General features: G+C 65.9%; 10 protein-coding genes. 3 read left to right on the top strand and 7 right to left on the bottom strand.

Translation table 11 applies throughout. The features are described from left to right. The 3 genes from VIF40_RS01520 to holA form a co-directional block, all read left to right on the top strand. Positions 1–1,236: class I tRNA ligase family protein (locus VIF40_RS01520; RefSeq protein WP_331935754.1), on the top strand; the 1,236-nt coding region annotated here is incomplete at its 5' end. Continuing rightward, positions 1,223–1,795 (top strand): LPS assembly lipoprotein LptE, encoded by a 573-nt coding sequence (locus VIF40_RS01515; RefSeq protein ID WP_331935753.1) that lies wholly within the window; start codon positions 1,223–1,225, stop codon positions 1,793–1,795. The genes VIF40_RS01520 and VIF40_RS01515, both read left to right, overlap by 14 nt. Before the next feature lie 48 nt (positions 1,796–1,843). Then, entirely contained in the window at positions 1,844–2,872 is a 1,029-nt protein-coding gene (holA, locus tag VIF40_RS01510) for a DNA polymerase III subunit delta (protein ID WP_331935752.1), read from the top strand. Between the two features lie 55 nt (positions 2,873–2,927). Here the strand turns inward: holA and VIF40_RS01505 are convergent, their stop codons facing one another. The 7 genes from VIF40_RS01505 to groL all read right to left on the bottom strand — a co-directional run bounded on the left by VIF40_RS01505 (position 2,928) and on the right by groL (position 9,381). Then, positions 2,928–4,325 carry an NAD(P)(+) transhydrogenase (Re/Si-specific) subunit beta gene (locus tag VIF40_RS01505; protein WP_331935751.1) on the bottom strand — a complete coding sequence of 466 codons (1,398 nt, stop codon included), beginning with the start codon at positions 4,323–4,325 and terminating at the stop codon, positions 2,928–2,930. A 4-nt stretch (positions 4,326–4,329) separates the two neighbouring features. Further along, the gene (locus VIF40_RS01500) at positions 4,330–4,779 is read right to left on the bottom strand and encodes an NAD(P) transhydrogenase subunit alpha (RefSeq protein ID WP_331935750.1); all 450 of its coding nucleotides are present in this window, start codon (positions 4,777–4,779) and stop codon (positions 4,330–4,332) included. 45 nt (positions 4,780–4,824) lie between these two features. Beyond that, a complete protein-coding gene (locus VIF40_RS01495) occupies positions 4,825–5,955 on the bottom strand; it encodes a Re/Si-specific NAD(P)(+) transhydrogenase subunit alpha (RefSeq protein ID WP_331935749.1) in 1,131 nt (376 codons plus the stop codon). A 126-nt stretch (positions 5,956–6,081) separates the two neighbouring features. Further along, positions 6,082–6,219 carry an aa3-type cytochrome c oxidase subunit IV gene (locus VIF40_RS01490; RefSeq protein WP_331935748.1) on the bottom strand — a complete coding sequence of 46 codons (138 nt, stop codon included), beginning with the start codon at positions 6,217–6,219 and terminating at the stop codon, positions 6,082–6,084. Between the two features lie 129 nt (positions 6,220–6,348). Beyond that, positions 6,349–7,173, bottom strand: coding sequence for an ADYC domain-containing protein (locus tag VIF40_RS01485; RefSeq protein ID WP_331935747.1), 825 nt, complete (start codon positions 7,171–7,173; stop codon positions 6,349–6,351). A 65-nt stretch (positions 7,174–7,238) separates the two neighbouring features. Continuing rightward, complete coding sequence (locus tag VIF40_RS01480) at positions 7,239–7,529, bottom strand: hypothetical protein (protein WP_331935746.1); 291 nt, start codon at positions 7,527–7,529, stop codon at positions 7,239–7,241. A gap of 214 nt (positions 7,530–7,743) precedes the next feature. After that, entirely contained in the window at positions 7,744–9,381 is a 1,638-nt protein-coding gene (groL, locus tag VIF40_RS01475; protein WP_331935745.1) for a chaperonin GroEL, read from the bottom strand. Positions 9,382–9,414: the final 33 nt, after the last annotated feature.

Here is a 9,414-nt window from a genome sequence, read left to right as displayed (position 1 = left end):
GTGAAGCTGCCGGAGGATGTGAGCTTCGACAGGCCGGGCAATCCGCTCGACCATCATCCGACATGGAAAAATGTCGCCTGTCCGAAATGCGGAGCCGCGGCGCGGCGCGAAACCGACACGATGGACACTTTCGTCGATTCGTCCTGGTATTACGCGCGCTTCACCGATCCGCACAATGAGACCGCCCCCGCCGCGGCGGAGCAGCTCGCGCGCTGGCTGCCGGTGGATCAGTATATCGGCGGCGTCGAGCACGCGATTCTGCATCTGCTCTATTCGCGCTTCTTCTCGCGCGCCATTCGCGACACGGGCCATGGCGGCGTCGCCGAGCCCTTCGCCGGCCTCTTCACCCAGGGCATGGTGGTGCATGAGACCTATCGCGCCGCCTCCGGCAAATGGATCGCGCCCGGCGAGCTGCGCTTCGAGGCGAGCGAGAAGGGCCGTCGCGCCTTCCTCATCGAGGGCGGCGAGGAGGTCGCGATCGGCGCGATCGAGAAAATGTCCAAGTCGAAGCGCAACACCGTCGATCCGGACGATATTATCGCCAGCTATGGCGCCGATACGGCGCGGCTCTTCGTGCTCTCCGATTCGCCGCCCGACCGCGATGTGGTGTGGACGGAGGAGGGCGTGCAGGGCGCCTGGCGCTTCGTGCAGCGCGTCTATCGGCTGGCCGGCGAGCTCGGCAATGTCGCGGCGCCCGTCGGCGCTTCGGCGCCGGCCGAGTTCGGCGCGGCGGCGCTCGATGTTCGCAAGGCGACGCATCGCACCATCGCCGCGGTCGGCGACAATATCGAGCGCCTGCGCTTCAACACGGCGATCGCCCGCATTCGCGAATACGCCAATGAGCTGACCACGGCGCTCGACAAGGTGGAGACAGTTCCGGTCTCCGCCGATCTCGCCTTCGCCTTCCGCGAGGCGGCGGATGTGTTCGTGCAGCTGATCGCGCCGATGACGCCGCATGTGGCGGAGGAGTGCTGGAGCGATCTCGGCCATGCCGAGATCATCGCGCTGGCACCCTGGCCGGAGGCCGATCCTACTCTCGTCGCCCAGGACATGATAGTCTTGCCGGTGCAGGTGAACGGCAAGAAGCGCGCGGAGATTCTCGTGGCCCATGACGCCGATGAGGCGACGATCCGCGAGGAGGCGCTGACGCAAGAGGCCGTGCTGCGCGCCATGGAAGGCAAGCCGTTGAAGAAATTCATTCTCGTTCCCAAGAGGATCGTCAATGTGGTCGTTTGAACGGCGGCGCCGGACCGCGAGCCTTCAGGCTCGCAGCGCGAGGAGCGAGCCTAAAGGCTCGCGGTCCAAGCCGATCGCCCTTGCCGTCTTCGCCGCGCTGGCGCTTTCGGGCTGCACGGTGCAGCCGCTCTATGGCCCGATCGGAACCGACGCCCCGCTGGCGGCCGAGCTGCAGGCGGTCGCGGTCGATCCCATTCCCGACCGCATCGGCCATTACGTCCGCAACGAGCTGATCTTCGCCTTGAACGGCACCGGCTCGGACGTTCCGCCGCGCTATCGGCTCATGGTCGCGCTGAAGGAGCGCGTGCAGACGCCGATTCTCGACACGGTCACTGGCCGCGCGACGTCGGCGACAGTGGTCGTCGACGCCGAATATAGGCTCATCGACATCGCCGATGAGCATGTGATCACCAAAGGCATCGCTTTCGGCGTCGCCAGCTATGATCGTTTCAGCAATCGTCTCGCCAATGTGCGCGCCGCGCGCGATGGCGAGATCCGCGACGCGAAGGTCATCTCGGACATGATCCGCACGCGGGTGGCGACGGCATTGTCGAAGTGAGCGCGCGTCGCGAATAGGCCTTTCGCCGCTCAGCAGTTGCGAGCACCCATGGTCGCCATCAAGAGCCGTGACGCCGAGCGCTTCGTGAAAGCGCCGCCGGCTTCGGTCTTTCTGTTCCTGCTCCATGGCGCCGACGCCGGCCTCGTGCGCGAGCGCGCGCTCGCCATCGTCGCCCAGCGCGTCGACGATCGTCATGATCCGTTCCAATGCGTCGAGATGAGCGGCGACGCCGTCGCCGCCGATCCTCTGTCGCTGCTGGACGAGGCCAATACGATCCCGCTGTTCGGCGGCAGGCGGGCGATCATCGTCGAGACGGGCGGCAAATCCATTCTTTCGCCGCTCGAGCAATTGCTCGCCGCGCCGCCGGTGGATTGCGCCGTCGTGCTGACGGCCGGAGCGCTGAAGCGCGACGCGCCGCTGCGCAAGCTGATCGAGCCGTCGAAGCTCGGCGCCGCGATCGAATGCAATCCCGACGACGAGCAGGATCTTCACGCGCTGATCGATCGGAGCCTGAGCGACGCCGGCCTCGCCGCGACGCCGGAGGCGCGGCTGCTGCTGCAGGCGGCGCTCGGCGAGGATCGGCGCATGAGCCGCTCGGAGCTCGCCAAGCTGATCCTCTACAAGCATGGCGCGACGACGATCGAGGCCGGCGATGTCGAGGACATTGTCGCCCATGCGTCCAATATCGCCGCCGATCGGCTGGTGCTCGACGCCTTCTCGGGCCAGGCCGGGGCGGCGGGCGAAGCCTTCGACAGAGCGGTCGCCGGCGGCGGCGACGCCGGGCAATTATTGGGGGGCGCGCTGCGCTATGCGATGGCGCTGCATCGAGCGCGGCTCACCATCGATCGCGAAGGGCGGCCGGATGTCGGCGTGTCGATTCTGATGCGCAGCGGTTTCGGCTTTTCGCAGCGACCGCAGCTCGAGCAGCATTTGCGCATCTGGCCCGCGGCGCGGATCGCCGCTCTGCTGCCGTCCTTGCGCGACGCCAATCAGCGCGCCCGCGCCAATGCCGCGCTGGCCGAGATGGAGGCGGGACGCGCGCTGCTGCGTATCGCGGGCCAGGCGGGGAGGCGCTGAGCGCCCTCTCCCTCACACTCCCCCGCTTGCGCGGGAGAGGGTTGGGGCCGCCGCCTCAATGCGCCAGCGATTTGACGATCTGCTCCACGGTCTTCTTCGCATCGCCGAACAACATCATCGTGTTGGGCCGGAAGAACAGCTCATTCTCGACGCCGGCATAGCCGGAGCCCATGCCGCGCTTCAAGAACAGCACGGTCTTCGCCTTCTCGACATCGAGGATCGGCATGCCATAGATCGCCGATTGCGGATCGGTCTTGGCGGCGGGATTGGTGACGTCATTGGCGCCGATGACGAAGGCGACATCGGCCTGCCCGAATTCCGAATTTATGTCCTCGAGCTCGAAGACCTCGTCATAGGGAACATTGGCCTCGGCGAGCAGGACATTCATATGCCCGGGCATGCGGCCGGCGACCGGATGAATGGCGTATTTCACGTCGACGCCTTCCTTTTTCAGCAGATCGGCCATCTCGCGCAGCGCGTGCTGCGCTTGCGCGACCGCCATGCCATAGCCGGGCACGATGATGATCTTGCCGGCGTTCTGCATGATGTAGGCGGCGTCCTCCGCCGAGCCCTGCTTGACCGGGCGCTTCTCCACCGCGCCGGCGGCGGTCGTCGTCTCGCCGCCGAAGCCGCCGAGAATGACGGAGACGAAGGAGCGGTTCATGCCCTTGCACATGATGTAGGAGAGGATCGCGCCCGAGGAGCCGACCAGCGCGCCGGTGATGATGAGCGCGAGATTGCCGAGCGTGAAGCCTATGCCCGCCGCCGCCCAGCCCGAATAGGAATTGAGCATGGACACGACGACCGGCATGTCGGCGCCGCCGATGGGAATGATGAGCGTCACGCCGAGCGTGAATGAGACGAGAATGATGAGAAACAGCCAAAAGCCGCTCTCCGTCGTCGCAAACAGCACGATGAAGCCGATGAGCGCGACGCCGAGCAGAATATTGAGCGTGTGACGTTCGGCCAGCAGGATCGGCTTGCCGCTCATTTTCTCGGCGAGTTTCATATAAGCGATGATCGAGCCGGAAAAGGTGATCGCGCCGATCGCCGCGCCGAGCGACATCTCGAAGAGGCTGCCGCCCTCGATCTGGCCGGGCGCGCCAATGCCGAAAGCCTGCGGCGCATTGAACGCCGCTCCCGCCACCAGAACCGCGGCGAGGCCGACGAAGGAGTGGAACAAGGCGACGAGCTGCGGCATTTCCGTCATCAGCACGGTGCGCGCCCGCCACGCTCCGATTCCGCCGCCGATGGCGACGCCCGCCGACATGAACAAAAATCCGCTGAAGCTCGGCGCGCGCAGCAGCAGAGTCGTCGCCACGGCGACGACCATGCCGATCATGCCGTAGAGATTGCCCTGTCGCGATGTCGCGGGTGAGGAGAGGCCGCGCAGCGCCAGAATGAACAAAACTCCGGCGGCGAGGTAGAGAAGGACCGCGAGATTGGCGTTCATGCGCTCAGCCCTTCTTCTTATACATCGACAGCATGCGTTCGGTGACCATGAAGCCGCCGAAAATATTTATGCTGACGAGGCCGAGCGCGACAAAGCCGAACCATTGCGCCCACCAGGCGCCGCCGCTGGCGTCCGCCGCCGGGTCGACGCCGACCGCGAGCAGCGCGCCGACCACGATGACCGAAGAAATGGCGTTGGTCACCGACATCAGCGGCGTATGCAGCGCCGGCGTGACCGACCAGACGACGTAATAGCCGACGAACACCGCCAGCGCGAAAATCGCGAGGCGGAAGACGACCGGATCGACGCCGCCGGTCAATCCATGCGAGGAGGCCGCCGCCGCCACTTGGGCGAGCTGGTCGGAATAGGATTGCGCCTGATCGGCGAGCTGGCGCGTCGCCTCGGCTGCGCGGCGAGCCGTTTCGAGCATTTGCTGTGTCGTGTCGGATGCCATGTGCCAACGCCCTTTCTTCGCGCGGCCCTCGCGGGGCCGGCGTGATCAAGCCGCAAATCGCGAATCGATGACGGCGCCGTCGCGGGTGAGGGCCGTCGCCTTCACCAATTCGTCGTTCCAATCGATGGCCAGAGTCTTCGTCTCTTTGGAGATGAGAGTCTCGACGAAGGCGAGCAGGTTTTTTGCGTAGAGGCTGGACGCCGTCGCCGGCAGGCGGCCGGCGAGATTGACCGCGCCGACGATTTTCACGCCATTGTCGACGATCGTTTCAAAGGGCTTGGTCAGCTCGCAATTGCCGCCGCGCTCGGCCGCGAGATCGATGATGACCGAGCCCGCGCGCATGGAGCGCGCCGCCGCCGCCGAGATGAGCCTGGGCGCCGGCCGGCCGGGAATCAGCGCGGTCGTGATCACAATGTCCTGCTTGGCGATATGCGCGGCGATCAGCTCGGCTTGCGCGGCTTGATATTCCGGCGACATTTCCTTGGCGTAGCCGCCGGAGGTCTCGGCCTGACGGAACTCGTCGTTCTCGACCGCGATGAATTTCGCGCCGAGCGATTCGACCTGCTCCTTGGTGGCCGGCCGCACGTCGGTCGCCGAGACGATGCCGCCGATCCGTCGCGCCGTGGCGATCGCCTGCAAGCCGGCGACGCCGACGCCCATGATGAAAATCTTCGCGGCGGGAACCGTGCCCGCCGCGGTCATCATCATCGGAATGGCGCGGCCATATTCGGCCGCCGCGTCGATGACTGCGCGATAGCCGGCGATATTGGCCTGGGAGGAGAGAACGTCCATGACCTGCGCGCGGGTGATGCGCGGCATGAGCTCCATGGCGAAGAGCGTGGCGCCGGTCTGCGCGAGGGCCGCGAGCTCTTTCTCATGTCCGAAAGGATCGGCGATGGCGACCACGGCCGCGCCGCGCGCTACGCCGGACAGCTCGCCCGGCGCCGGGCGGCGCACGCGCAGCAGGATCTCGGCATTGTCGGCGGCGGCTGCGGCGCTCTGCACGATCGTCGCGCCGGCCGCGGCGTAATCGGCGTCGGAAAATCCGGATATCGCGCCGGCCCCCGACTGCACCACGAATTCCGCGCCGAGGGCTTTGAACTTCTTTACGGTTTCCGGCGTCGCGGCGACGCGCGTCTCATTTTTGTCAGTCTCGGATTGAACAGCAATGCGCATAGACGAAACTCCATTGCGAGGAGATTCGGTTCCCCGCGGCCGGATGGCCGCGCGGTTCGCATTCGGTCAGAAACTGTGGAGAAAAACGGGTCGCTCGGCCCGCTGATCCGTCAGCGCGCCGATCCCTCAGCGCGCCAAGAAGAAATACATCAGCGCCAGACTGGCGACGGAGGCGGCGGTTCCCACCTTCAGCATCGTCAGAAAGCCGCGATAGGTGGCGAGGTGCTCCGCGAGATCCGTCGAAGTCTCGTGATGTTCGGCCATTCCTCTTCCCCTGCGCTTCCGTTGCGTCTTTGCCCGTCGAGGGGCGAAGCAGCATCATGCTAGACGAGGTCGCCCCTTCCTGCAACGCCGCAATCGTCGCGGCAGGCGCGCGTCACAGAGCTGTGCGCGTCACGGCGGCGAGCGCACGAAGAGGACGGCGCCATTGGCGCGGGCGAATGGCTCGGTGCATTGGTCTCCGGTGCGGCCTCTCAAGCGCGGCGATTGCGCCTCGAGCGCCTCGAGGCTCGTATTCGCCTTGACGCGGACATGGCGAACGCAGACGGCCCCGTCGGGCGAGAAGCCGGCCTCGAACTCATGGGCCGGATCATTGGCCGGCGACTGGACGCCCATAAAATCATAAATATCGATCGGCTGGCCATTGCGCGTCGAGCCCTTGCCGTCGCCGGAATAATCGGCGCGCACCAGTCGAATGCAGGCGTTGTAGATGTCGCGCATGGAGGCTCCGTCCGCTCGTGTCTCCCACGGGCGATAGCCGAAGCGCACGCATTTTCCCTGAGCCCCGCCTGTGCAGGTGAGCTCGAAGACGCCGGGCTCGGCCGGTCCTATCGTCCCGTCGCCGTTGGCGCGGCCCGGAACGGGAAATCCCTGACGGCGCCCATCGGGGCCCGGATCGCAGAGATTCTTCCACTCGCCATCCGGCCCCTGGACAGAGAAGCCGTGCAGCATCACCGCCTCGGATGGCGCGACCGCTCGGGCGCTGTCGCCGGGATCGCGTTCGACCGCGTCGATGCGTATTTTCAACGCGCCGGATCCTTTGGCGATGGTCAGCGTCGCGCCGACGAGATCGGGCGAAAAGAGTACGCGGCCGTCCGAGAAGCGCGCTTTGAACTGCGTTCCCTCGACGTCCAGGCGCTCGAGCTCGGCGGCGGAAAGGGGCGTCGCCGCCGCCGTGAAGGCGATCGACAGCGCGGCGGCGGTGTGTTTTTTCAGCATGGGTCGACTCTTTCGAAGAGCCGCGGGAAGGCCGCGCAAAGACTCTCCCGCGTCCGCGAAGATCATTATTCGGAGGTGCGAGACCCGGGCGCGAGACCCGGCATCTCGATCGCTATGACGCGCAGTCCGTCGTCGGCGAGCGGGCTCGAGGCCACGCCATTGAATTTCACGCCATGGTCGGTCAGAGCGTTGGTCGTGAGCGCATTGACATGCAGGCCGTTGGCGGTGAGCGCATTGTTGCTCAACGCATTCGCGGTGATGGCGTTGATGCTCGCGCCATTCGGCGAGGCCCCGGCAAAAGCGGAGCCGCTGGCGGCGACGACGAGGCCGAGTGCGAAAATCGAGCGCTTGAACATTTTTGTGAGACCCTTGTGAGAGGGAGCGGCGATGGCCGCCGCTTTCCACGTCGCCCGATCTCGACGTCCAGACGCTTCGATCGGAACCTCTCTCTTTTGACGGGTTGCGGCTCGCTGCGCCGTGCGGCGACGCACATGCCTTGCCGAAGCGGGTCCAAATAAAAAAAGCCCCGGATTGCTCCGGGGCCTTCTTCGAATGGTCGGGAATGGAAGATCAGAAATCCATGCCGCCCATGCCGCCGCCCGGGGGCAGCGACGGGCCGCTGTCTTTCTTCGGCTGCTCGGTGATCGTCGCCTCGGTGGTGACGATGAGGCCGGCGATGGAGGCCGCGTCCTGAAGGGCGGTGCGCACGACCTTGGTCGGGTCGATGATGCCCAATTTGACGAGATCGCCATATTCGCCGGTCTGGGCGTCATAGCCGAAGCTGTAGTCGGCGGACTCGAGCAGCTTGCCCACGACGACCGCGCCGTCGCCGCCGGCATTGTCGACAATCTGACGGGCCGGAGCCTGGATCGCCTTGCGGACGATCTCGACGCCGGTCTTCTGGTCGGAGTTGGCGACCGCCACATCGGTGAGCGCTTTGATGGCGCGCAGCAAAGCGACGCCGCCGCCGGGGGAGATGCCTTCCTGCACCGCGGCGCGGGTGGCGTTCAGCGCGTCGTCGACGCGGTCCTTCTTTTCCTTCACCTCGACCTCGGTCGCGCCGCCGACGCGGATCACCGCGACGCCGCCAGCGAGCTTGGCGAGACGCTCCTGCATCTTCTCGCGGTCATAGTCGGAGGTGGTCTCCTCGACCTGAGCCTTGATCTGCGCGACGCGAGCCTCGATGTCCGCCTTCTCGCCGGCGCCGTCGATGATCGTCGTATTCTCTTTGTCGATGCGAATACGCTTGGCCTTGCCGAGCAGGGGCAGCGTGACGCTCTCGAGCTTGATGCCGAGATCCTCGGAGACGACCTGGCCGCCCGTCAGAATGGCGATGTCCTCGAGCTGCGCCTTGCGGCGATCGCCGAAGCCCGGCGCCTTGACGGCGGCGATCTTCAACCCACCGCGCAGCTTGTTGACGACGAGCGTGGCCAGAGCCTCGCCTTCGACGTCCTCGGCGATGATGAGCAGCGGCTTGCCGGTCTGCACCACCGCCTCGAGGATCGGCAGCAGCGGCTGCAGAGTCGAGAGCTTCTTCTCGTGGATGAGGATGTAGGGGTCCTCGAGCTCCGCGACGAGACGCTCGGCGTTGGTGATGAAATAGGGCGAGAGATAGCCGCGGTCGAACTGCAGGCCCTCGACGATGACGGTCTCGGAGTCGAGGCTCTTGGCCTCTTCCACCGTGATCACGCCCTCATTGCCGACCTTCTGCACCGCCTTGGCGATCTCCTGGCCGATGTAGCTGTCGCCATTGGCCGAGATGGTGCCGACCTGGGCGATCTCGTCGTTGGAGGTGACCTTCTTGGAGTTCTTCTTGAGGTCGGCGACGACCGCCTCGACCGCGAGGTCGATGCCGCGCTTCAAATCCTGCGGGTTGAGGCCGGCGGCGACCGCCTTGGCGCCTTCCCGGGCGATGGAGGCCGCGAGAACGGTGGCCGTCGTGGTGCCGTCGCCGGCGGCGTCGTTCTGCTTGGAGGCGACTTCACGCACGAGCTGCGCGCCGAGATTCTCGAACTTGTCGGAGAGCTCGATCTCCTTGGCGACGGTGACGCCGTCCTTGGTCGTGCGCGGCGCGCCCCAGGATTTTTCCAGGACCACATTGCGGCCTTTGGGGCCCAGGGTGACCTTGACCGCGTTGGCGAGGACATTGGCGCCGCGCAGCATGCGATCGCGTGCGTCGGTGGAGAAGTGAATGTGTTTAGCGGCCATGTGCCTGTGCTTTCAAATGTCGGAGCGTGAAAG

It is taken from the genome of Methylosinus sp. (assembly GCF_036560965.1).
Lineage (GTDB): Bacteria > Pseudomonadota > Alphaproteobacteria > Rhizobiales > Beijerinckiaceae > Methylosinus.
This window is presented reverse-complemented; position numbering and strand designations above follow the sequence as displayed.

Excerpts from the sequence above, each read along its gene's own strand:
- groL (WP_331935745.1), bottom strand. The coding sequence starts at position 9,381 with ATGGCCGCTAAACACATTCACTTCTCCACCGACGCACGCGATCGCATG.
- VIF40_RS01485 (WP_331935747.1), bottom strand. The coding sequence starts at position 7,173 with ATGCTGAAAAAACACACCGCCGCCGCGCTGTCGATCGCCTTCACGGCG.
- VIF40_RS01480 (WP_331935746.1), bottom strand. The coding sequence starts at position 7,529 with ATGTTCAAGCGCTCGATTTTCGCACTCGGCCTCGTCGTCGCCGCCAGC.
- VIF40_RS01500 (WP_331935750.1), bottom strand. The coding sequence starts at position 4,779 with ATGGCATCCGACACGACACAGCAAATGCTCGAAACGGCTCGCCGCGCA.
- holA (WP_331935752.1), top strand. The coding sequence starts at position 1,844 with ATGGTCGCCATCAAGAGCCGTGACGCCGAGCGCTTCGTGAAAGCGCCG.
- VIF40_RS01505 (WP_331935751.1), bottom strand. The coding sequence starts at position 4,325 with ATGAACGCCAATCTCGCGGTCCTTCTCTACCTCGCCGCCGGAGTTTTG.
- VIF40_RS01515 (WP_331935753.1), top strand. The coding sequence starts at position 1,223 with ATGTGGTCGTTTGAACGGCGGCGCCGGACCGCGAGCCTTCAGGCTCGC.
- VIF40_RS01490 (WP_331935748.1), bottom strand. The coding sequence starts at position 6,219 with ATGGCCGAACATCACGAGACTTCGACGGATCTCGCGGAGCACCTCGCC.
- VIF40_RS01495 (WP_331935749.1), bottom strand. The coding sequence starts at position 5,955 with ATGCGCATTGCTGTTCAATCCGAGACTGACAAAAATGAGACGCGCGTC.